This window comes from Thiosocius teredinicola (genome assembly GCF_002009425.1).
In the GTDB taxonomy this organism is placed as follows: domain Bacteria; phylum Pseudomonadota; class Gammaproteobacteria; order Chromatiales; family Chromatiaceae; genus Thiosocius; species Thiosocius teredinicola.
This window is the reverse complement of the sequence record NZ_CP019936.1, coordinates 1422341-1445111: the sequence shown is the minus strand read 5'-3', so window position 1 is coordinate 1445111 and position 22771 is coordinate 1422341. Positions and strand designations below refer to the sequence as shown.

Below are 22771 nucleotides of genomic sequence, written 5' to 3'. Positions count from 1 at the left end.
TTGTCCTTTGCTTACTGCCATCCGGCGTCTGCCGACGACGCCCCCCAACACGCGGCGGCCGTTGCGCGCGCCTTGCATCGGAAACCACCACCTACTCTTTCGTTCATACGCCGGCGAGACGGTAGCCGCAAGTTGATCGGTCAATAAATGGCGACCTCGTGCCGCCGGCATTTCCAGACCAAGCGTCGCAAAGCGCGACACGCCGCGTTGCACTGTGCGTCGCCCGGCTCACAGTCGGCACAAACAGCCATGCCGATACGCTTGCGCAGCGCCACGCCATATTCCCGGCGAAATTTGTGCGAATGGCGATGGCATGTTTTCTGCTGCCAGCTGTTCTATATCGCACGTAACTCAACCAGCAAGTCACATAAAGAAAAGAGACGGAGAATTCGACCTATGCGCTTGAGAAGCACCTACGCCATCGCGATAGTCGTTGCGGTACATGCCGGCGGTACCGCAGCGGCCGATAAAGACGGCGCCACACTCTACCAGGAAAAAACCTGTATCTCGTGCCACGGGGCAGAAGGCAGAGCGCCGGTGTTGCCGGTGTACCCCAAGCTTGCCGGGCAGAACGCCGACTACCTGTATCAGCAGCTGCAGGACATCAAGTCGGAAGCCCGCAAAAACGCCATGACGGCGGCCATGACGGGCATCATGCAGAACGTCAACGACGACGAGATGCGCATCATCGCCGACTGGCTGGGCTCCCTGCAGCGTTGACAGCGAGACGATTGTCACTTGGGCGGCACAAAAGTGTTCAACTTCGCTACCGGACGGGGACAAACGACAGGCCGGCAATCGGCGGCGATGTCGCTCCCAAGGGCACCGCAGGGGTTGGCATCAGACGTGCTTGCTAAATACACCGGGAACCCAGACGTTTTGACATCGTCTAAACTAAAGTGCCGATGCAGTATCCGGTAGCATTCATCAACAACCGAGGATATCGAAAATGAAGTGGAGCACCCCAACCTTCGAAGATCTGCGTCTTGGCTTCGAGATCAATCTGTATATCAATAACCGTTAATATTCTGCGCCCGTCCGGCCCGGGTCACTATCCGGAGCCGGACGGGCCAACAACAAGAGCCGTTGCAGCAAGCGGCCGATTCATCCCGACTTTCCAGAATCATTGCGCTGAATCGAACAGCGGATCGGTCACACAGCGCCGGACTAACGCAGGCACATCATGCGGATTCGCATACTAGGCTCGGCCGCCGGCGGCGGTTTCCCGCAATGGAACTGCAACTGCGACAATTGCCGAGGCGTACGCGAAGGAAGCATCGCAGCCAAGCCACGCAACCAATCTTCGATTGCCATCAGCGCGAATAACGAAGATTGGGTTTTGTTCAATGCCTCGCCCGATATCCGCGCCCAGATCGAATCATTTCCGGCCCTGCAGCCGGCACGCGCTCACCGCGACACCGCTATCGCCGCGATCCTGTTGGTCGACGCGCAGATTGATCACACCACCGGCCTGCTGCTGCTACGCGAACACACCAAGCCTTGGGATGTTTATTGCACCGCGGCCGTCAAAGAAGATCTGACCACCGGCTTTCCGATCTTCAACATCCTCGAGCATTTTCGCGGTGTGAACTGGCACCCGGTTGCAACCGACGAAACGCCGTTCACGATGCCGCAGGCTGCCGGTATCGAGTTCACCGCCGTACCGCTGAAGAGCGAGGCACCGCCCTACTCGCCGCACCGCCACAACACCGTGCCGGGCGACAACATCGGCGTGCGGGTGCGCGATCTGTCGACCGGCAAGAACCTGTTCTATGCACCGGGCCTGGGCGAGATCGACGAACACATCGAACACTATATGCGCGATGCCGACTGCGTACTGGTCGACGGCACCTTGTGGACCGACGATGAGATGATCCGCGGCGGCTTCAGCAACAAGCGCGGCATCGACATGGGCCATCTGGACCAATCCGGCGACGGCGGCATCGTCGAGCGTCTGCGTCGTTTGGATCGGCCGCGCAAGGTCCTCATCCACATCAACAACACCAATCCGATACTGAACGAACAGTCGGCGCAGCGGCAGTTGCTGCACGATGCCGGCATCGAAGTGGCCGAGGATGGCATGGAGATAACATTGTGAATGCGACCGCACCGCTGAACTCGGGCGACGACGCGCCCTGGACACGCGAGGAATTCGAAAAACGGATTCGCGCCAAGGAGCGTTACTACCATATCAACCACGAGTTTCATCAGCGCATGAACTCGGGGCAACTCGACGAGGAAGCCATCCGCGGCTGGGTAGCCAATCGCTTCTACTACCAGACGACCATCCCACAAAAAGACGCCGCGATTATGACCAACTGCCCCGACCGCGACGTGCGCCGGCAATGGGCGCAACGCATCATCGATCACGACGGCACCGAAGGCGATGAAGGTGGTATCGAGGCGTGGCTACTGCTTGGCGAGGCCGTCGGCCTCAAGCGCGAAGACCTGTGGTCACACCGTTTTCTATTGCCGGGCGTTAAGTTCGCCATCGACGCTTACCTCAACTTCGCGCGCCAACAGCCATGGGAGGTCGCGGCAAGCTCATCGCTGACCGAGCTGTTTGCGCCGACCATCCATCAATCGCGGCTGGACAACTGGCCGAAGCACTATCCGTGGATCGACGAGCGCGGCTACCAGTATTTCCGCAAGCGGCTGAAAGAGGCGCGCCGCGATGTCGAGCACGGTCTGTCGATCACGCTCGACTACTACCGCACACGCGAGCAACAGGAACGCATGCTGCAGGTGCTGCAGTTCAAACTCGACATCCTGTGGACCATGCTCGATTGCATGTGGATGGCCTACATCGAAAAGCGCCCGCCGTACCATAACGTCGAGGGCACAGCATGAGCACCGAGTTTGCACCCGGCGATGTACCGGTCATGGCGCCGACCTTCCGCCTGCAATGGGAGGATGCACAGAACGCCTACGTCATTCTCTACCCGGAGGGCATGATCAAACTCAATCCTGCCGCCGGCGAGATCCTCAGCCGTTGCAACGGCGAACACACGGTTGCCAGCCTGATCGACGATCTGGAAAAACAGTTTCCCGAGGCCGATGGTCTGCGCAACGATGTCTTCAACTTTCTAGGCACTGCTCATGAGCACCAGTGGATCCGCAAATCTGCCTAACCCCTACTGGCTGCTCGCCGAGCTGACCTACAAGTGTCCATTGCAATGCCCGTATTGCTCGAATCCGGTGGACATCGCCAAGTTCGACTCTGAACTGAGCACGGACGACTGGAAACGCGTGTTTCGTGAGGCGCGCAAGATGGGCGCGGTGCAGCTCGGTTTCTCCGGCGGCGAACCGTTGGTGCGCGACGACCTCGAGGAACTGATCGCCGAGGCCCATCAACTGGGTTTTTATACCAACCTGATCACGTCGGGTGTCGGCATGGACGAGGCGCGTATCCGCGCCTTCAAGCAGGCCGGACTCGACCACATACAGATCAGCTTCCAGGCGAGCAACGAAGAGATCAACAACCACATCGCGCGCAACGATTCGTTCCAGCACAAGCTGGCGATGGCGCGTCTGGTCAAGAAATACGACTACCCGATGGTGCTGTGTTTCGTGCTGCACCGGCAGAACACCGACCAGATCGAAGAGATCATCAACTTCGCACACTCGCTCGAAGCCGACTATGTCGAACTGGCGACCACGCAGTACTACGGTTGGGCGTTGAAGAACCGCGATCAGTTGTTGCCCACACTCGACCAGGTCCAGCGGGCCGAAGCCGTTGCACATGAATACCAGAAGAAACTCGACGGCAAGATGCGCATCCTGTACGTCGTACCGGACTATTACGAAGATCGACCCAAGCCGTGTATGCGCGGCTGGGGCGGCATCTTCCTCGCGGTGGCTCCGGATGGCACTGCCCTGCCCTGCCATGCCGCCGGTATCCTGCCGGGCCTGGAGTTTCCCAACGTGCGCGAACACTCGATCGAATGGATCTGGCGCGATTCGCCGGACTTCAACAAGTTTCGCGGCGAAGACTGGATGAAGGAACCGTGCCGCACCTGCCCGGAGCGCGCCAAGGATTACGGCGGCTGTCGCTGCCAGGCCTACCTGATGACCGGCGATGCGACCAACGCCGATCCGGTATGCAGCAAATCGCCGCATCACGCCGAACTGCAGCAACGTGTGTCGGGCATCCATGCCGAACACCGTGAGGGCAACGTCGCGCCAATCGTGTTCCGCAATATGCGCAACTCAAAACGGATCATCTCGGGCGAGCTCTGATCGCATCGCCAACAGGCGCGATGCCGAGAGGCGTCACGCTCGCAGGCGGTCGGTTTCCTGAACCAGCGCATCGATCATCGCCGGCTCGATCTGCAAATGGCCGGCATTGGGCACAATGTTCAGGCGCGACGCCGGCAAACGACGGTGCAGTGCCCATGCCCCTTCCACGGGGCACACCAGGTCGCGCCGGCCGTGGACGATCACAATACGCATCTCCGCCAATGAATCGATGTCGTCCAGTAGCGGCGATGCGTCGACAAAATAGCGATTGAGCGCATAGTGCGTTTCGATCCGTGTCTTCGCCAGCAGGCGCTGTTCATCCTGCGGCTCGGCGCTATCCGTTTCGCCCCACGTCCAGGTCACCAGGCGATCGGCCCACGTCACCCAACGCACAGCCCAATGCAATGCGACTCCGGTGTCGGCACCGTGAATGTGCCGGTGATAGGCGTCGATGACGCCGGCAACGGTTGGCGCTGAGATATCGGCAACGAACTGCTCATAGGCATCGGGAAAGAAACGCGCAGCGCCGCTGTCGCCGAAGAACCACGCCAGGTCTTCGCTCCTGGCAAGAAAGACGCCGCGCAGTACCATCGATGCAACCGCCTCGGGATAACGCCGGGCATAAAACACGGCCAGGGTTGCGCCCCATGATCCCGCGAAAACCTGCCACCGCGCGATCGCCAGCCGCGTGCGAATCGTCTCGAGATCACCGGCCAGCGATTCAATGTCGTTGTGCTCGGTGCTTCCCAATGGCCGCGAGCGACCGCAGCCGCGCTGATCCAGCAAGATGATGCGGTAATGAGACGGATCGAAGAAACGGCGATGAACCGGATTACAGCCTGAACCCGGGCCGCCGTGCAGGAAAACAACCGGTTCTCCAGCCGGGTTGCCACACTGCTCGACGTACACCTGATGACCCTCGCCCACGTCGATGTGTTCAGCGAGATACGGGTCAATAGCGGGATACAACTCGTGCATGACTCACCCTAACGCGACTGCCGGAAAGTACAAAGAAAAATCCCCGAAATTCACCGGTGTCACCCCCGTGACACAACCTGGTGACAGGTGCATAGGCCTTGGCGCGGCCGCTATATGACAGGCTCGTCGGTGCACGATTTGCGCAATGCGTCAAAACAACGGCGACACCGCAGCACGCGTCGATGAGGACACGATTTATCGCTCCATTTTCTTTTTTTATTAAGGGCTTATCCGCTTGCCCCGCAATTCGCAAACGGCGAGCGAACACACGGTCGCCGCTTTCAATACGACGTCCACCGCCCGACCGATGAACTGGCACGGTTGCTGCCTTTGCATTGTCGGTGGCCCGAATACGCCGTCCGGGACGCGGTGGTTTATTCGACGCAAATTAAAAACGCACGGGCTACGGGAGGGGGAAAACGGTACCGAGCGTGAAATCAGCAGCACATCGGTTTCACGGTCAAGTGTCGGGTACAGGTGTCGGTGACGCCGGTACGCATCAATACGATTTCCCACAGAAAAAGTATTCACCAGAGAGGCACGACCAACATGATGCGACTTAAAACTACAGCGGCGGCAGCCATGGCTGCCATCGCGTTCGGCTCCTCCGGCACCGCTTTTGCGAATGCCGAGTTGCTGAAGATGCAGGAGAACCCCAACGACTGGGTAATGCAGAACGGCGACTACGCCAGCACGCGATACAGCAAACTCAATCAGATCAACGCCGACAACGTCAAAGACCTCAAAGTGGCCTGGACCTTCTCCACCGGCGTTCTGCGCGGCCATGAAGGTGGTCCGCTGGTGATCGGCGATGTCATGTACATCCATGCGCCCTTCCCCAACACCGTCTTTGCCCTCGACCTCAAAAACGAAGGCAAGATCCTCTGGAAATACGAACCACGCCAGGACACCAGCGTCATCCCTGTGATGTGTTGTGACACCGTAAACCGTGGTGTCGCTTACGGTGATGGCAAGATCTTCCTGTACCAGGCCGATGCCACGCTGGTCGCACTCGATGCCAAGAGCGGCGAGAAAGTCTGGTCGGTCTCCAACGGCGATCCCAAGAAGGGTGAAACCGGTACCAGCGCTCCGATGGTTGTCAAAGACAAGGTGTACGTCGGTATCTCCGGTGGTGAGTTCGGTGTACGCGGCCACCTGACCGCCTACAACATCAAAGACGGCAAGCAGGCCTGGCGCGGTTACTCCATGGGTCCGGACTCCGACACCCTGATGGATCCGCAGAAGACCACCCATCTCGGCAAGCCGGTCGGCAAAGACTCCGGCACAGCAACCTGGGAAGGCGACCAGTGGAAGATCGGCGGCGGTACAACCTGGGGTTGGTACTCTTACGATCCGGATCTGAACCTCGTGTACTACGGCAGCGGTAACCCGAGTACCTGGAACCCGGTACAACGTCCGGGCGACAACCGCTGGTCGATGACCATCTGGGCACGTGATGCCGACACCGGTATGGCCAAGTGGGTCTACCAGATGACGCCGCACGATGAGTGGGACTACGACGGCATCAACGAGATGATCCTGGTCGACAAAGAGATCGGCGGCAAGATGCGCAAGGCGCTCGTGCACTTCGATCGTAACGGCTTTGCCTACACCATGGACCGCGAGAACGGTGAGCTGCTGGTTGCCGAGAAGTACGACCCTGCCGTCAACTGGGCTACCCATGTCGATATGGAGACCGGCCGTCCGCAGGTCGTCGCGAAGTATTCGACCCACCAGAACGGCGAAGACGTCAACAGCACCGGCATCTGCCCGGCGGCACTCGGTACAAAAGACCAGCAGCCGGCAAGCTACTCGCCGAAAACCGGTGTGTTCTATGTACCGACCAACCACGTCTGCATGGACTATGAGCCGTTCCAGGTCTCATACACGGCCGGCCAGCCTTACGTTGGCGCAACGCTGAGCATGTACCCCGCACCGGGCGGCGACCATCTGGGTAACTTCATTGCCTGGGACGCCGACAAGGGCAAGATCCTGTGGTCCAACCCTGAGCAGTTCTCGGTATGGAGCGGCGCGCTGTCGACCGCTGGCGATGTCGTGTTCTACGGCACGCTCGAGGGCTACCTCAAGGCAGTCGATGCCAACACCGGCAAGGAACTGTACAAGTTCAAGACCCCGTCGGGCATCATCGGCAACGTCAACACCTACATGCACAACGGCAAGCAGTACATCGCCGTGTTGTCGGGACTCGGTGGCTGGGCCGGCATCGGCATGGCTGCTGGCCTCGAAGATCCGACCGCCGGTCTCGGTGCAGTCGGTGCCTACGCGTCACTGAGCGAGTACACCCAGCTCGGTGGCCAGTTGACCGTGTTCGAACTGCCTGACTAAGACCTGTCTGCAAAGCGCAACCGCCGCCCCTCGAGGGCGGCGGTATTCACAAAAGAACGCATACCCAGATTCAGGATTCGAGGGACAACATGGGACTTGAAAGCAGCATCAAACATGTCGCCGCTGCCGCCATCATCGGTGGCAGTCTGTTCGCCGGCAGCTCGCTGGCCGTATCAGATTCCGACGGCGACTATCGCGAATTCACCTTCAACGCCGATACGCCTTATTTCTTTCAGGACGGCAAGGTCGACTTCGGTACCTATAACGGTTTCCGCCGGTATCATTCCGAATGCCACGTGTGTCACGGGCCGGCCGGCCTCGGCAGTTCTTATGCGCCGGCATTGATCAAGTCGATGGACGTCATGGACTTCGCCAAGTTCGTCGACGTCGTGGTACGCGGCAAGCAGGACGGCACGCTGGTCATGCCGAGTTTTGCCGACAACATGAACGTACTGCCCTACCTCGACGATATCTATGCCTATCTGAAGGCTCGCGCGGACGGTGCGATACCCGGTGCCACCCGCCCGGCGAAGTTCCCCAAGGTCAAATAGTGACCACCGCCGGTGAAAGCTGAGGCATTACAGAGTACCTCGCGGCCCGGCCCCTTCTTCCTGCTGGGATGGGGGCTGGGTCTCTTACTCTTAGGGCTGGGCGTGTGTGCATCGCCGGCCGACCGCGAGGGGCGCAATACCGAATACCTTGCGGTTTGCGGTGACGCCAACAACCTGCCGTTTTCGAACGACAAGATGGAAGGTTTCGAAAACCGTATCGCGCAGTTGATCGCGACGAAACTCGACCGCCCCCTGCACTATCGCTGGTGGCCGCAGAGTATCGGTTTCGTACGCAACACGCTGCGCACCCGCCTCTGCGATCTGGTCATGGGCGTGACGTCGGTCAACGAGATGGTGCAGAACAGCAACCCCTATTACCGTTCCGTGTATTGCCTGGTACAAAGGGCCGACGAACCTCTGGTTACCGGCCTCGACGATCCCGCCTTGCGCGACAAAAAGCTCGGCATCGTAGCCGGTACGCCGCCGGCGACCCTGCTGACGCGTTACGACCTGATGGACCAGACCAAGCCCTACCAACTCACCGTCGATACGCGACATTTTTCACCGGCGCGTGAAGCGGTCAACGACGTGGCCTCCGGCGATATCGATGTCGCCGTGATTTGGGGGCCCATTGCCGCCTATGCCGCGGCACGCCATTCACCACCATTGAAGGTGACCCCGCTCCCCGCCAAGGTCGATGGCGTCGAACTGGCGTTCAATGTCTCGATGGGGCTGCGCCACCGCGAGCGCCAATGGAAGCATCAGGTCAACAGTCTGATCGAGCAGCTGAAGCCGGAGATCGAACACATTCTGTTCGAATACCAGGTTCCGTTGCTGGGTCAGGACAATCACGTGATAGCCGATCCGAATGTTCAGCTATCCGGCACCCCATGACGTGCGGGCGATTCCACCGGTATCGCGACGTCACACTGTGTTCCTCCTTATGTCTGCTCTTCGCGGTCGCTCCCATGGCCGACGGGCAGACATCTTTTTTTTCCACCGACGGCTACCGCATTGCTGATTTCAGGGCACCTGTGCCCGACACGGTTCCCGGCGGCGAGACCATCCACACCGACACCGTCAGGCAATTGCTGGCTCAGGAGACCGGGCGGCCATTGCTGGTCGACGTCATGCCCAGCCCGCCGAAGCCGAAGAACCTCAGCCCCACCGCCCTGTGGCTGCCGCCGCCGCGTCAGCACATACCCGGGTCGGTATGGTTACCGAACGTTGGCTTCGGACGTCTCTCGGATGAACTCGAAGACTACTTTCGCAGTCAATTGGCAACGCTGACCCGGGGAGACGACCGCCAGGCGATCATCTTTTACTGCCAGGCAGATTGCTGGATGTCATGGAACGCAACACAACGCGCTGCATCCTACGGCTACAAGAACGTGATGTGGTTTCCGGAGGGCAACGACGGCTGGCAAGCGGCCGACCTACCGTTCGCCGCGGCCTCACCTGTCCCGATGAAATAACGGCTGCGCAGTCAGCGCGTGCTGACCAGCCAACAGAATCAGGTCACTCCAGCTGGTAGGCAATACTGCGGGCGAGTTCGCCGAGCTTCTGCTCGAGCACGCGAGGCCGCGTACACAAGAAAGGTATCGTGCGCTCTCGATCGTCGAACACCCGTTGTTCGATGTCGACTTGCTTGCGCAAGGCACTCAGCTTTTCGCCGGCTTGCACCGACGGATCGTTCTCCAGCCTGACCATCTCCACCAAGTGCGCGTCGAGCTTCTCGGCCCGCTGCTGCTGATCACGTGCATAGCGGAGAATTCCGTTGTTCAGTTTGCGCCGGTCTGCATTGAGTGACTGCCAGACACCGGCAAACAACAGGGTCAGCTTGCCATTGCGCTCGGTTGGCGGCTGCTGCTTGGCGAAGGCCTCGATGGCCGGTTCGGCATCGGCCGCCGCCGCTCGCCGGGCTGTCAATTGTCTGACCAGGGCCTCGACATCAGGTTGTTGGCGCCATTGGTCAAGCATGCCGTCGATGTTGGGACCATCCCATACCACGGCCGCCGACACCTCCGGCACATACACCTGCTCACACGGCCAGTCGCGTTCCTCCGACGCGCTGACGACATGACTGGTCAGCAGCAACAGCAATCCGGTGGTGAGTGTCGTCGAACGATATCTTCTGAGTTTCGTCATCGGCGTGTTTTCTCGATGGGTTGTCTGTCAGCGTTTGCGCTTGATGAGTTCGCGTGCGGGATCGTAGCCATAGATCGATGCCCCCAGGAAGACGATGAGTGCACCAACGACCCATGCCAGGGCCTCCCAGTTGACTTGACCATAAAGCGCGAAGCGAATCAGTTCGACAGCCGACGTGAAAGGGTTGTACAGACAGATCTGGTACAAGGGCACGCTCGCGTCGCGAATGCGCCACAAGGGGTAAAGCGCGGAGGATGCAAAAAACATCGGGAAGATCACGAAGTTCATCACCCCGGCGAAGTTCTCGAGCTGGCGAATCATCGACGACAGGAACAAACCGAGCGCGCCCAGCATCAAACCCGACAACAACAGCGCCGGAAAGACCGCCAGGTAACCGATGGGCGGCGGTTGTACGTCCCATAGCCAGGCGATCGCCAGAAACAGGTAGACCTGCAGCATCGCGACCAACGTGGTTGCCGTGAGCTTGCACACCAGCAGGTACCAGCGTGGAAACGGGCTGACCATCAACAGCCGCATGCTGCCCATCTCGCGGTCATAGACCATCGACAACGAGCCCTGCATACCACTGAACAGCAACACCATCGCCGCGAGCCCGGGCGTGATGTATTCCTCGTAGAGGATGTAGGTCTCGTACGGTGGAATGATCGAGACGCCGAGAATCGAGCGAAAGCCCGCGGCGAAGATGAACAGCCACACCAGGGGCCGCACCAGGGCGCCGAAGAAGCGCTCGCGCTGGTGGATAAAACGCAGCGCCTCGCGCTTGAAAATCCCCAGCAGGCAGCGCGTATATTGAACGACGGTCACGCGGCGCGATCCCGTGTCAGTGTGTTGAAGGCCTGCTCAACAGTCGCCGCGCCGGTATCACGCAGCAGGACTTCCGCGGTGGCCTGTTTCAACACCTCGCCCTGATGCAACACGACGACCAGATCGTCGCTATCGACTTCGTCGACCAGGTGCGTCGCCCACAGCACACCGACGCCGCGCTCACGACATTCTTGACGTACCTGCTGCAGAATCGCGTGACGACTGTGAATATCCAGCCCCACCGTCGGCTCGTCGGCCAGCAACAAACGCGGTTGATGGACCAGAGCACGCGCCAGCTCCAAACGGCGGCGCTGACCGCCGCTCAATTGACGCACCTTGTCGCCCGCCCGGTCGGCCAGGCCGATATCGTTCAACGCGGCTGCGATGCGCTGTTCGGCGAGCGCCGGCGCCATGCCCTGCAGCACCGCAAAGTATCGCAGGTTCTGCATCAGGCTCAGATCGAGGTCGAGCGTCGGCTGCTGAAAGACAACGCCCAACTGCGCCAGTGCCGCGCGCCCATCGGTTCGCAGATCGTGACCCAGGATCTCGATGCGGCCCTGGCGGTACAAAAACAGACGGGTCAGCAACGAGAACAGCGTGGTCTTGCCCGCACCGTTGACGCCCAGCAGGACGCAGAAGCGGCCCGGCGGCACCTGGAACGAGACATCCTGCAGCACCTTGCGCTGCCCGTAAGCGAACGCAACGCCCTGGATGTCGAGCGCCGGGCCGACCTCGGCAGACGGTTCGTTCAAGGTGCGACCACCACACCCCACGGCAACCGACCCACCGGCACGGTCTTGCGCACACGCAGTTTTTCGAGATCGACCACCGACATATCGTTGCTCACGCCATTGGTCGTGAACAGACGCGACCCATCCGGAGAGAACGCCAGGTTCCACACCCGTTGCCCGACCAGCAGGTACTTCTCGACTTCCAACGTTTCGGTATCGATCACCGCCACCCGCGCGGCTGGTCCAAGCGCGACGAACGCGCGCTTGCCGTCGTCTGAAATCACGATGCCGACCGGCTGAATCGACTCGGCACGAATCCCCGGTATCTCGAAGCCGATCTTTTTCGTGATGCTCTTGCTCTCGACATCGATCACGCTGACCGTACCGCCGATCTCTGAAGATACCCACACCTGGCGACTGTTCGGCGTGAACTGCGCGACGCGCGGCCGCTGATCGACCAGTACGTTGGCGACGACCTCGTTGGTCGAAAGGTCAATGAAATGTGCCATGTTGGTGGTCTCGGAGGTATTGACCAACCATTTGCCGTCGGCGCTGACACCCATGCCTTCCGGTTCGACACCCACCTGCACCTCGACCACCTTGCTACGGTTTTCGACATCGACCACGGTCACCATGTTGTCGTCTTCATTGGCGACGTACAGATAGCGACCCTCCGGCCCCAATGCCAGCAGCTCGGGGTCGGGACCCGACGGCAGCGTATGGGTCACTTTGCGCGTGGCAAGATCGAGCACTTCGATGTGATCCTCGTCACTGGTGCAGACGAACAACACCTTTTTGTCCTTGCTCAGCGCAATGCCGCGCGGTCGTTCGCCGACCTTCACCTGTTCCAGCAGCTTCAGGCTCTCGCCATCGACAATCGAGATCGTGTTGTCTTTCTCGCTGGATACGTAAACCGTGTAGGCCTGTGCCTGACTCGCGATGCCCGCCATCATCAATATGGCACAGGCATACGCCGAACCCTTTATCGTTCGTTGCATCATTTCTCGAATTCTCCTCGTCGACTCAAACTTCGTGTAGTTGTTATTTGTTCAGCGCTTGCACGTCACTTCCGGGCGGTCGTATCCCAACGTATCGAGCGGTGAAAACTGGTGTAGAAATCCTTCCTGGGGCGAAACCGAAACCAGGATCCGCCGCGATACGATCAATATCGGCTGCCGCATCTGGCCGTTCCAGTCGCGATAGGTCACCGGCACACCCTTGAACGCCGCGAGCTTGAAATCGGCGCTCAACATGTGCTGCTGCAACGCTGCCACCTCCGTCTTGTTGACCCGGGTCGCGGCCTCACCGACGCTGCGTACCGCGAGCCATGCGGCATAGTCGAGCGGCGTCATCCAACGGCCGGTCTTTTCATGGAAACGCCGCTGAAACTGGGTCGCCCCCCATTGCTCGAACACACCGCTCCAGGTGGTCGCGTGCAATCCCTGGGTGCCGCCGACCGGGCGTGGCAGGAAGGTGCGATAAGCAAGGAATTCACCGAAATCATCGGCCTCATCAGCGACCAGCAGGATGTCGTAGTCATCCACCTGGGTGAAGGCGTTGACCGCCTGTTGCTCGTTGAAATGCCCCGAATCGGTCCGACCGGCACCTGACTCGAAGGTCCAGTCCTTGCGTTCGCCGATGGCGCCGCCGAAGCGCTTGGCCGCACGTTCGAGCGAGGCGGCAAAGGCACGGTCCTGCGGCGTCTTGCCCACAACCAGGAACCACTCGGTCCAGCGCTTCCATGACAGGTACTGGCCCAAGGCATCGGCCAGCATCGCCCTGCTCGGTGCCGTGTGCAGCAGATTGGCGCGACACGCCTGCACGCGCAGTTCGTTGTCTTGTGCGCTGATGTTGAACAGCAGGCTGTCGGCCGCCTCGGACAGATCCGCCAGGGCCAGCAGATCTTCAGCCGTCAGGTCGAGTAGGAACAGGCGGATCCCCTTGGCGTGCATGTCGCGAAATGCGTCGGCCGCTGTCTCACCTTGCGCCAGTACGTGCGAGCTCAGCACGAACTCCTGGCCGGTAAATCGTCCGGTCGTGTTGTTGTCGCGTATACCCTGTTCGGCCCCCGCGATGCCGTTGTCGTCGATACGCGGCTCGAGCGAGGTCAGCGGGATATCTTCCACGGGTACCCGGCTGATCAATCCGATGTCGAATGTCAGCGCATGACAGATCATTGGCATGAAAATCAGCGCAAGCGCCAGGCACAGTGGTTTCCGCATATCGATTCGCAGGTGACCTTTCAACGTGGATGCTTTCCAACTGTAGCAAGCCGCATACCACACAACTGCCGATCGCGGGCGAGACCACGGCATGCGGGCGCGACTGCGTCGCCACCGCGACGGTTTCAGATCGTGAAACGCGATCGCGGCCCGGGTGCGACATAGCGTGTCACCGGCGTTACGCATCGCACGCCACACCGGCGTCATCGCACGTATCCCGCTTACCAAGTAGAACGGGCGCACCTCCGGTCGGCCGGCCATCGGGGGCAACGGCACAGAGTTTGCTGCGCCCCTCTACCGCCATTGGCCGCCAGAGAGGGAGACGCCTTCCGTGAAACGACTGCTGATTGTCACCACAGCCTTTTTCATCGTACTCAGTAGCTTAGCCTACGCCCACGGGCCGACCCGCAAGAAGGTGGTCATCACGCGCGATATCGCTGCCCCGCCCGACGCCGTGTGGGCACTGATCGGCAATTTTCAGGATATGAGCTGGCATCCTGCGGTCGCCGGCATCGAAGGTGAAGGTGGCAACGCGCCCGGCGCAACCCGTACCCTGACCCTGGGCAACGGCGGCAAGATCCACGAAAAGCTTGAAAAGTACGACGGCGAAAAGCACAGCCTGTTCTATCGCATCGAAGACGTCGACGTGGCCGTGTTGCCGGTCACCAACTATTCGTCGTGGGTCAGCGTCAAAGAAGCGCCCGGCGGCAGCACCGTGACCTGGAAAGGTGCGTTCTACCGCGGCTATCCCAACAACGATCCGCCGCCCGAGTTGAGTGACCAGGCCGCCGTCGATGCCGTGACCGGCGTCTACGAATCAGGACTCGACAACGTCAAGAAGCTCGCCGAAGGGGGCTCGTGAACGCACCACGATCCGCCGCCCCTATGGCTCTGCGATCGTCGCTGATCGGCTCGGCGTTGATCATCTGTTTACACGGCATGGCGTGCGCTGAGCCGTTTGCCTACGTCACCAACCAGGATGGTCAATCGGTCTCGGTGATCGATCTGGCCGGACGTGAGGCCACGCAAACCATCGCCGTCGGTGCAGCGCCGGCCGGTGTTGCGGCGTCACGTGACGGCCGGCGCGCGTTTATCAGCGACCCCAAGACGCACAAGATCTACCGCATCGACCAGCGTACGCAGCGCATCGATGCGCAACGCGACGTCGGCAAGGGTCTGCTGGGCATCGCACTCAGCCCAGACGGCACCCGGGTATACGCCGCGGACTGGTTCGACGATTGCCTGTTCGTGCTCGACGCCGACTCGCTGGATATTCTGGCGCGTATCCCTGTCGGCAAGGCACCTTCCGGCGTCGCAGTCAGCCCCGACGGTAAACGGGTGTTCGTCGCCGATCGCGACGATGACCGGATCAGCGTGATCGACACGCACAAAAATGCGGTCATCGGGCGCGCGCTCACCGGGCAACGACCGTTCGGACTGGGGGTCGACCCGAGCGGTGAGCGCCTGTATGTCGCCAACGTCGCCAGCAACGACGTCAGCGTGATTGCCACCGACACGCTGCAAACGTTGGCGACCGTGCCTGTCGGCAGCACACCGTACGGTGTCGCCATAGCCCCCCAGGGCAAGCAGGTCTATGTTTCAAATCAGCACGCCAACAGTGTCTCGATCATCGATGCGCAGTCGCTGACAGTGACCGCCGAAGTGGAGACGGGTGAATTTCCCGAAGGGATTGTCGTGGCGCCATCCGGCGACGAGGTGTACGTGGCCAGCTGGTTCAGTAACGAGTTGCTGGTACTCGACAGCCGCGACCTGAGTTTGATTCGACGTATCGCGACCGGCGAAGGCCCCAGGGCATTCGGCATCTTCGTGGCCGGTGGCGGTTGAGCCGCTTCGCCTTTACCTACAACAACGACCGAGGAGCCGCCATGTACACAGCGACCTATCCCCAAGACTCGACGCTGCGACGCCACTACGAATCCGCCAAGCGCTTCGCGGCAGACCAGCCGCCCAGCGACTCGGTGTTGCGCCGACACTACGAGCAACGTCGCCTGGCGATGACTCAGGGTTCGGTGCGCGCCGCCGCTCCCCGGCCGGCACCGGCACCCAAGCCGGCACCCGCGGTCACCCCCGCCCGCAAACCACAGCAGCCGGCAACCACCCAAGAGGCCAGAAACGATGGTGGCTTCTTTGCCTGGTTGAAACGGTTTTTCGGGTGATTGCGATGTACCGAACCCACCATCCAGCCGCTGGAGAAGACTTGTGTCACGCATAACTGTCGGATTGTTCGCCGCCGCCGCTGCCTTGCTGCTGGCTCCCGGTTTCACCTCGGCCGCCGACGAGCCGCCGCTTGAAGCCAACCGGGCGCAGGTACTGGTTTTCATGGGCGACCATCTGCGCGAGACACAGCAAGGCCAGGTCTTGACCTACGACTTCGCGCGCCACGAAACGGGACAGCCGGACAAGGCCGATAAGGTATCGATGACGGTCACCAAGGTGCGCGACGATGCACGTCGCGATCTGTCTTTCGATTTCCTCAGCGGCGACGATCAGATCGATTTCCCTGACGCGCACGGCTACCGCGGCAACCCGATCGCCATCCAGTTCCTCGAACGCGATATCCGCGACATGTCGCGCCTGACCGGACAATCCAGCGCCTACTTCCGCAGTCGTATCCGCCGTGCCTTCCGCGAACCGCAGATCGAAGACGCGCCGGTCGACGTCGGCGGTCGCCGAATCAACGCGACGCAGATTACCGTCGTACCCTTTGTCGACGACCCGGTACTGGCAGAGGTCGACGGGTATACGCAAAAGGAATACCTGTTTGTCTATTCAGAGCAGGTGCCGGGCGATCTCGTTCGAATTCGTACACGAGTCGCCAAACCCGACGGCAATTCGCTGGAAGAGGAACTCAGCTATCACCCTTCGGACGCGACCCAATGACACAAGCCAACGGTTCACACCAGGAGACATAACATGAAACTGCCGGTCTTGCTGGCATCCGCCACGCTGCTAGCCGCCACCTGCTGTCAGAGTGCATTCGCCGAAGAGTGCGCCAAATCAGCAGCCGCAAACGGTTACCCGACCGAGGTTATTGCCGACTACGTCCTGGGTTGTATGCTGTCGAACGGCAAGTCGCCCGACCTGCTGCGCAAGTGTTCCTGCAGCATGGACTTCATTGCCGAGTCGATACCCTACGAAGAATACGAGCGCGTCGAGACCCTGTTGGGACTGCAGCAGATGCAGGGACAGGGCCGGGTCGCGGTATATAAAGGATCGAACTGGGCGAAGGCCGCCGTGACCAATCTGCGCGAGGTGCAGGCGGAGTCCACGCTGCGCTGTTTCTGAACACCCTGCACCCGTTGTGGCACATGCGACGGGTGCATCACCGGGCCGGGCCGGCGATGTCCACCCACTACCGTCAGTTGGTTGGAACGACCGGGAATGATTGCTCGAACTCGCGCCCTTCCGAATCCTTGACCTGCACGTCGATGCTGCCGTCCGACGAATCGGCAGCGAAACCGAACGCAATCATCGGATTCTCACTGATCGAAATATCGGTCGCCACCTTGAACAGCGGCTCGTCCTTGTACGTGACTTCGATGCTGCGGATATAGTCGGCCGGGATGTAGTTGCGCGTGATCTGGTCGAACTGCAGCCCCGAGCTGTTGGGGTGACGGACCATCAGCTTTGCCAGCAGCAGGTCGTCGACATTGTCGTCGGGCACGATCAGCTTCATGCGACCCAGTTGCGCCATCGCGGCCGCCGGGTCCTTCAGCGCAGGCGCCGAACAACCGCCCGAAGCCTTGACGAAGTTCGACACCATGTAGGTCTTGCCGTCGTTCAACTCGGCTACGACACGCACATCGGTATAAGCATTCACACGGATGCGGGTCGAGATCGTCTTCCAGTTGCGGTCACCCGGAAACTCGAAGATGGCGGCGACCGGTGACGGGTTGTTGTCGATAATCAGGAATAGCTTGCGGATATGACGTTGCGGTGTTTGATCGAACTTGGTGGCGATCTCGACCGGGACCACTGCTGCATCCTGCGCGCGGCTCGGCGTATCCAGCGCGATCAATCTGTCACCGTCGGCAACGGGTGTGTCACCGAGTATCGCGGATTGGATCTCCGTCCAACGTGCGCTGGACTGCTGCGCCGCTTGGGCCTGGGCTGCAACTGCGGCGGCAATCACCACCAGCAACAACCACCACGCCGAGGTGTGCCGACGCCGAGGCTTCCTGATCGACTTCCGTCCCACTTCTGTAACAGGCACCATGCGCGCTCTCCACGATTGCGGTTGCTCGGCCAACCAACCCAGTAGCAATCCAAGTTCGGTGCCAAATTGCCGTGCTCAGCCCACTTTGCCCTATTCCCACTCCAGCTCGGTGAAAATGGCGGTGACGTTCCGCCCGTGAAAATCATCGAACAACAGCCAGTGCCGGCGCTCGTCCTGGGCGACCACATCGACCGCTTCGCTGATATCGCCGCCGCGACGGATGATGCGGCGCGCACCATCTGCCACCGCCTGTAGATAGCGCTGCTGGCTGTCGAGCGCCGGTTGCCAATGCGCCTGCACCGCGCCATGCCCCGGCACGATCATCGTCGGCGTCTGTTCGGCCAGCGATTGCATCACCTGCTGCCAACCCAGTACGCTGCCGTCGACCACCGGGATATGATCGACGAACAGCAGGTCGGCAAGCCACAGTGCGCCGGTCTGCTCGTCGTAAACGGTCAGGTCGTTGTTGGTGTGCGCTGTGGGGTGCGCCTGCAACGTCAACACCCGGCCGCCCAGATCGAGGCGGCGTGGCTGGCCGACCGACACATCGGTATTCGGCAGCACGATCCTCGTGCCTTCCGCCTGAGGCCCAAGGTAGTCTTTCACCGGGTTCACATAGGCGTCACGGCGACGGTTCAAGGCATCAGCAAGATTGGCATGACCGATGATCTCGATCCCCTGATCGGCGAACGCCGCCGCACCCAGGCTGTGATCGGGGTGCATATGGGTGACGATCAACCACTGGATCGGCTTGTCCGTGATTGCGCGGATTGCCTGCAGCACGGCAAGTCCCTCGGCGTAGCTGCCGCCTGCGTCGATCACCGCCACTCGCTGTTCGCCGACCACGAATCCCAAGTTGGCGATGCGGCCCTCGTTGTCTGCATCGGACACCGCCTGAACGCCGGGCCGCAGATAGAGCCCCGGGGCGATCTCTGAAAAGTGCATGCCAGTCTCGGCAAACACAGGCGTCGCAAACAATCCGAACAGGATTGCCGGCAGGTAAAAATAGCGCAACACGCCTCCCCGGTGGCTCTACTGGCCCACGACTTGCTTTAACAGTGGGAACAATCGATGTGCCGTAACACCTCGATTACGACGCAATAAAAGCGCCAAATCGCCACCACCGACACCGGGGAGACGCCCATGCAGACCACCGCAGTGGTCAAGACGATCGACGCAGCCCGCAGCCGAACGCTGCCCTGGCTGTTCGTGCTGCTGTTCATCGCCGCCGTCGGTGACAGCCTTGCCGCCGAGCCCGGCATTCGCATCGCAGTGCTCAAATTCGGCACAGCCAACTGGGAACTCGATACGCTGCGACACAATGGCTTCGACGTCGAACAGGGCTTCCGCCTGGAGGTGCTGCCGCTGGCCGGTAAACAGGCAACCATGGTGGCGCTGCAGGGCAAGGAGGTCGACATGGCGCTGACCGATTGGCTCTGGGTATCCCGGCAACGTGCAGCCGGCAAGAATTTCAGTTTCCTGCCCTACTCGACTGCGGCCGGCTCGCTGGTCGTACCGGCAGATTCCGACATCGATTCGCTATCGAAACTGCAGGGTAAGCGACTCGGTATCGCCGGTGGCCCACTCGACAAGAACTGGTTGCTGCTGCGCGCCCTGGCGATGCAACAGGGCCTGGATGACCTGGCGGATACCGTTGTCCCGGTGTTCGGAGCCCCACCGCTGCTGAACAACCAACTCGAGCGCGGCCGCATCGACGCCGTGATCAATTTCTGGCCGTATGTCGCACGCCTGCGCGCGCAGGGCATGCGCGTGCTGCTCGATGCGGGAGAGGCCGCACAGCAGCTTGGCATAGACGGTAAGCCGCCGTTGATCGGCTACGTCTTCGACGCCGGGTGGGCCGAACAAAACAGGCGCCTGGTGGAATCGTTCGAAGCGGCCATAGCGCGCGCACGCAACCTGCTGCAGACCTCAGATGAGGCCTGGGAGCGACTCAGACCGGTGATGGGCGCCGCCAACGATGCCGAGTTCGTTGCGCTACGTGATGGCTATCGTGAAGGCATCCCACAGCCGATGACGCCGGCCCAGGTACAGGCTGCGGCGCGTCTCTGGCAGACCCTGTCCAAGATCGGCGGCCATGAGCTGACAGGACAGGCCACGACCCTCAGCCCCGGCACCTTCTGGGCCGTAGCAGACGACTGACGGGCGATGACGACGTCGACTTCCGCCCTTGCGCTACGTCTGGGTTCGGCCGCTACGCTGATCGCCGCCTGGCAGGCCGCTGCGATGATCGCCGCCGACCCGCTACTGCCCTCGCCGATCGACGTCGTCGCCGTCGTGTGGCACGAAACGGTCTCGGGCGATATGTTGATGCACCTCGGCGCCACACTTACCCGGGTGGCGCTCGCGTTCTTGATCGCGATGCTGGTCGGTAGCGTCATCGGCATCGTCATGGGACGCTTCCGCACTGCCGATCTGTTGCTCGATCCGTGGCTTGTGCTGTTTCTCAACATCCCTGCCCTGGTCATCATCGTACTCGGCTATATCTGGTTCGGCCTGGTCGAGACAACGGCCATACTCGCGATCGCGGCCAACAAGATTCCCAACGTGGTGGTCACGTTGCGTGAAGGCGCCCGCGTACTGGAGCGCGACTATCTGGAGATGGCGCGCAGCTTCCAACTGGGTCGATGGAAAACCCTGTGGCGCATCGTTCTGCCGCAACTGCTGCCCTATTTCACCGTTGCCGCGCGCAACGGCCTGGCACTGATATGGAAGATTGTCCTGGTGGTCGAACTGCTGGGGCGCAGCAACGGCGTCGGATTTCAGCTGCACCTGTATTTTCACCTGTTCGATGTAACGGCGATCATGGCCTACAGTATGGCGTTCATCCTGATTATGTTGGTGATCGAATACGGTTTGCTTCAGCCGCTCGAGAAGACCACCAACCAATGGCGCACGGCATAACAGTGCGACAACGATGCTAACAATCGATATTCAGCAAAAGTCGTTCGCCCGCAACGCCGACAAGCCGGTCATTGCCGACCTGCAGTTCAGCATGGCGCGCGAGGAGTTCGTCGCGGTCGTCGGTCCGTCGGGCTGCGGCAAGAGTACGCTGTTGCACCTCATCGCCGGCCTCGACACCGCCTTCGACGGCAGAATCGAATGGACAGACACCCGTGAACGTCGCCTGGGTTACATGTTTCAGAACCCGCGCCTGCTGCCTTGGTCGACGGTTCGAGACAACGTGCTGTTGGTCACCGACGGCTCCAAAGAAGCCGCAGGGCGGGTAGACGACCTGCTGCACGCCATGGGCTTGACCGGCTATGCCGACTACCACCCGGGCCAGATATCCATCGGTATGCAACGACGCGTCGCGCTGGCGCGCGCCTTTGTCATCCAACCCCAGTTGTTGTTGATGGACGAACCCTTCGTCTCGCTCGACAACCCGACGGCGGAGTTGCTGCGCGAACTCTTGTTGAGCGTCTGGACGCGGCATCGCAGCAGCGTGTTGTTCGTCACCCACGATCTGCGCGAAGCCGTGCAGCTGGCCGATCGAATTCTGTTTCTGTCGCCGTCGCCGGCACACCTTGTCAGTGAAGTCATCGTCGACCTGCCACGTGAACAACGCTCGATCGAGGCCGCCGTCGATGCGCGCTACACGGTGATCAGACAACAGTTCGACGCCCTGTATCCCAAATCGGGGCAGCCCGGCGCTTCGCCGCCCTCGCCCCTCGCGGATCAGAGCGGTGTGCTGCCATTTCGCAAGCGGCGCTGATGCCGCCGCGTGACACCGTTCAGAGGTGGATTATGCCAAGAATGGCCAACGGGTTCTTATCGCACACGGCGCAGTGTGCGCTGCTGTGTTCGCTGTTCTTCGTGCTGCCCTCGTTCGCAGTGGCAGCGGCCGGCATCGCGATTGTCGACTTTGAGTCGTACAACCTCACGCCGGTCGAAGAAAGCCCCGCCGAGAAACAATACGTAGCGACGCTGAGCGGCATGCTCGAACAGCAGGTATCGGCGGTTTCCGATGTCGATATCGTCCGCATAGAGGCATCCGACGCAGATCGCGCAAACGCCGGCTTCGGCTATCTTTTCGAGCACCCCGGGGAAGCGGCCAGGCTGGGCAAGAAGTATGGCGCCGATTGGATCGTTGTCGGACGCGTTCACAAACCCAGCTTCTTGTTTTCGTACCTGATGGCACGCCTGGTCAATGTGCACACGGCCGAGGTGGCCGAAGACCTGATCGTTGAGATCAAGGGTCAACAGGATGTCGTTACGCAAAAAGGAATAGAACGCCTGGCACAAAAACTGTCCGTTCGCCTCAATCACGCACCACAGCACTAGCATCTGGTTCTCTCAGCGTTCGGACGGCTCCTGGCACGCCGCGCTGCACGACTCATTGCGGCACCGCGGCCTCGTTCGCCCCGTGTGCACGTGTGTTTCGAGACCCGCACTTGCACCCTGCAAATACAGCATCGTGATCTTGAGCGCGCGCCGCTAAATCGACTTTCGTTGATCTGTCTCCCACGCTTGCAC

Annotated in this window: 27 protein-coding genes; 19 read left to right on the top strand and 8 right to left on the bottom strand. The window is 60.8% G+C overall.

What is annotated here, in order from left to right; genetic code table 11:
- Positions 1-396 precede the first annotated feature (396 nt).
- From B1781_RS07090 to pqqE, 6 genes are all read left to right on the top strand, one after another.
- A complete protein-coding gene (locus tag B1781_RS07090; protein ID WP_078118989.1) occupies positions 397-720 on the top strand; it encodes a c-type cytochrome in 324 nt (107 codons plus the stop codon).
- A 229-nt stretch (positions 721-949) separates the two neighbouring features.
- The gene (pqqA, locus tag B1781_RS23585; protein WP_078121957.1) at positions 950-1024 is read left to right on the top strand and encodes a pyrroloquinoline quinone precursor peptide PqqA; all 75 of its coding nucleotides are present in this window, start codon (positions 950-952) and stop codon (positions 1022-1024) included.
- A 159-nt stretch (positions 1025-1183) separates the two neighbouring features.
- Entirely contained in the window at positions 1184-2098 is a 915-nt protein-coding gene (gene pqqB, locus B1781_RS07080; RefSeq protein ID WP_078118988.1) for a pyrroloquinoline quinone biosynthesis protein PqqB, read from the top strand.
- The gene (pqqC, locus tag B1781_RS07075; RefSeq protein WP_334223902.1) at positions 2095-2850 is read left to right on the top strand and encodes a pyrroloquinoline-quinone synthase PqqC; all 756 of its coding nucleotides are present in this window, start codon (positions 2095-2097) and stop codon (positions 2848-2850) included. Before pqqB ends, pqqC begins: the two co-directional genes overlap by 4 nt.
- Entirely contained in the window at positions 2847-3131 is a 285-nt protein-coding gene (gene pqqD / locus B1781_RS07070) for a pyrroloquinoline quinone biosynthesis peptide chaperone PqqD (RefSeq protein ID WP_078118987.1), read from the top strand. The genes pqqC and pqqD overlap by 4 nt, the downstream gene beginning before the upstream one ends.
- Positions 3100-4239 carry a pyrroloquinoline quinone biosynthesis protein PqqE gene (gene pqqE, locus B1781_RS07065; protein WP_078118986.1) on the top strand — a complete coding sequence of 380 codons (1140 nt, stop codon included), beginning with the start codon at positions 3100-3102 and terminating at the stop codon, positions 4237-4239. Before pqqD ends, pqqE begins: the two co-directional genes overlap by 32 nt.
- 33 nt (positions 4240-4272) lie before the next feature.
- Here pqqE and pip read toward each other — a convergent pair whose 3' ends face one another.
- Positions 4273-5217 carry a prolyl aminopeptidase gene (gene pip, locus B1781_RS07060; RefSeq protein WP_078118985.1) on the bottom strand — a complete coding sequence of 315 codons (945 nt, stop codon included), beginning with the start codon at positions 5215-5217 and terminating at the stop codon, positions 4273-4275.
- 552 nt (positions 5218-5769) lie between these two features.
- Between pip and xoxF5 the strand changes: the two genes are divergently transcribed.
- The 4 genes from xoxF5 (at position 5770) to B1781_RS07040 (ending at position 9589) form a co-directional block, all read left to right on the top strand.
- Positions 5770-7563 (top strand): lanthanide-dependent methanol dehydrogenase XoxF5, encoded by a 1794-nt coding sequence (xoxF5, locus tag B1781_RS07055; RefSeq protein ID WP_125932252.1) that lies wholly within the window; start codon positions 5770-5772, stop codon positions 7561-7563.
- An 89-nt stretch (positions 7564-7652) separates the two neighbouring features.
- Positions 7653-8114, top strand: a complete 462-nt coding sequence (locus tag B1781_RS07050; protein ID WP_078118983.1) for a cytochrome c family protein — start codon at positions 7653-7655, stop codon at positions 8112-8114.
- A gap of 12 nt (positions 8115-8126) precedes the next feature.
- Complete coding sequence (locus B1781_RS07045) at positions 8127-9008, top strand: substrate-binding domain-containing protein (RefSeq protein WP_078118982.1); 882 nt, start codon at positions 8127-8129, stop codon at positions 9006-9008.
- A 74-nt stretch (positions 9009-9082) separates the two neighbouring features.
- Positions 9083-9589, top strand: coding sequence for a PQQ-dependent catabolism-associated CXXCW motif protein (locus B1781_RS07040; protein WP_078118981.1), 507 nt, complete (start codon positions 9083-9085; stop codon positions 9587-9589).
- A gap of 43 nt (positions 9590-9632) precedes the next feature.
- On the opposite strand, the gene B1781_RS07035 is transcribed toward B1781_RS07040, so the two are convergent.
- From B1781_RS07035 to B1781_RS07015, 5 genes are read right to left on the bottom strand one after another with little or no spacing between them, the layout of a single operon-like run.
- Positions 9633-10262: a hypothetical protein gene (locus B1781_RS07035; protein ID WP_125931962.1), complete on the bottom strand. Its 630-nt coding sequence runs from the start codon at positions 10260-10262 to the stop codon at positions 9633-9635.
- Positions 10263-10289: 27 nt separating this feature from the next.
- A complete protein-coding gene (locus B1781_RS07030; RefSeq protein WP_078118979.1) occupies positions 10290-11087 on the bottom strand; it encodes an ABC transporter permease in 798 nt (265 codons plus the stop codon).
- Positions 11084-11839: an ABC transporter ATP-binding protein gene (locus B1781_RS07025; protein ID WP_078118978.1), complete on the bottom strand. Its 756-nt coding sequence runs from the start codon at positions 11837-11839 to the stop codon at positions 11084-11086. The genes B1781_RS07030 and B1781_RS07025 overlap by 4 nt, the downstream gene beginning before the upstream one ends.
- On the bottom strand, positions 11836-12819 hold the full coding sequence (locus tag B1781_RS07020; protein ID WP_125931961.1) for a PQQ-dependent catabolism-associated beta-propeller protein: 984 nt from the start codon (positions 12817-12819) through the stop codon (positions 11836-11838). The genes B1781_RS07025 and B1781_RS07020 overlap by 4 nt, the downstream gene beginning before the upstream one ends.
- Before the next feature lie 48 nt (positions 12820-12867).
- Positions 12868-14040: an ABC transporter substrate-binding protein gene (locus B1781_RS07015; protein ID WP_078121954.1), complete on the bottom strand. Its 1173-nt coding sequence runs from the start codon at positions 14038-14040 to the stop codon at positions 12868-12870.
- A 331-nt stretch (positions 14041-14371) separates the two neighbouring features.
- Between B1781_RS07015 and B1781_RS07010 the strand changes: the two genes are divergently transcribed.
- Genes B1781_RS07010 through B1781_RS06990 form a run of 5 tightly spaced genes read left to right on the top strand, consistent with a single transcriptional unit; the run spans position 14372 to position 17346 of the window.
- Entirely contained in the window at positions 14372-14902 is a 531-nt protein-coding gene (locus B1781_RS07010) for an SRPBCC family protein (protein ID WP_078118977.1), read from the top strand.
- 23 nt (positions 14903-14925) lie between these two features.
- The gene (locus B1781_RS07005; RefSeq protein ID WP_078118976.1) at positions 14926-15885 is read left to right on the top strand and encodes a beta-propeller fold lactonase family protein; all 960 of its coding nucleotides are present in this window, start codon (positions 14926-14928) and stop codon (positions 15883-15885) included.
- Positions 15886-15926: 41 nt separating this feature from the next.
- Positions 15927-16217 (top strand): hypothetical protein, encoded by a 291-nt coding sequence (locus B1781_RS07000; protein WP_125931960.1) that lies wholly within the window; start codon positions 15927-15929, stop codon positions 16215-16217.
- Positions 16218-16260: 43 nt separating this feature from the next.
- On the top strand, positions 16261-16941 hold the full coding sequence (locus B1781_RS06995) for a hypothetical protein (RefSeq protein WP_125931959.1): 681 nt from the start codon (positions 16261-16263) through the stop codon (positions 16939-16941).
- A gap of 33 nt (positions 16942-16974) precedes the next feature.
- Positions 16975-17346, top strand: a complete 372-nt coding sequence (locus tag B1781_RS06990) for a hypothetical protein (RefSeq protein WP_078118973.1) — start codon at positions 16975-16977, stop codon at positions 17344-17346.
- A gap of 73 nt (positions 17347-17419) precedes the next feature.
- On the opposite strand, the gene B1781_RS06985 is transcribed toward B1781_RS06990, so the two are convergent.
- Both B1781_RS06985 and B1781_RS06980 read right to left on the bottom strand, forming a co-directional pair.
- A complete protein-coding gene (locus tag B1781_RS06985; RefSeq protein ID WP_078118972.1) occupies positions 17420-18277 on the bottom strand; it encodes a quinoprotein dehydrogenase-associated SoxYZ-like carrier in 858 nt (285 codons plus the stop codon).
- Positions 18278-18367: 90 nt separating this feature from the next.
- Entirely contained in the window at positions 18368-19291 is a 924-nt protein-coding gene (locus tag B1781_RS06980; RefSeq protein ID WP_164513292.1) for a quinoprotein relay system zinc metallohydrolase 2, read from the bottom strand.
- Positions 19292-19420: 129 nt separating this feature from the next.
- Between B1781_RS06980 and B1781_RS06975 the strand changes: the two genes are divergently transcribed.
- From B1781_RS06975 to B1781_RS06960, 4 genes are read left to right on the top strand one after another with little or no spacing between them, the layout of a single operon-like run.
- A complete protein-coding gene (locus B1781_RS06975) occupies positions 19421-20437 on the top strand; it encodes an ABC transporter substrate-binding protein (protein ID WP_078118970.1) in 1017 nt (338 codons plus the stop codon).
- Between the two features lie 6 nt (positions 20438-20443).
- Entirely contained in the window at positions 20444-21199 is a 756-nt protein-coding gene (locus B1781_RS06970) for an ABC transporter permease (RefSeq protein WP_078118969.1), read from the top strand.
- Between the two features lie 13 nt (positions 21200-21212).
- Positions 21213-22010 carry an ABC transporter ATP-binding protein gene (locus tag B1781_RS06965; protein WP_078118968.1) on the top strand — a complete coding sequence of 266 codons (798 nt, stop codon included), beginning with the start codon at positions 21213-21215 and terminating at the stop codon, positions 22008-22010.
- Positions 22011-22051: 41 nt separating this feature from the next.
- The gene (locus B1781_RS06960) at positions 22052-22579 is read left to right on the top strand and encodes a DUF2380 domain-containing protein (RefSeq protein WP_164513291.1); all 528 of its coding nucleotides are present in this window, start codon (positions 22052-22054) and stop codon (positions 22577-22579) included.
- Positions 22580-22771 lie beyond the last annotated feature (192 nt).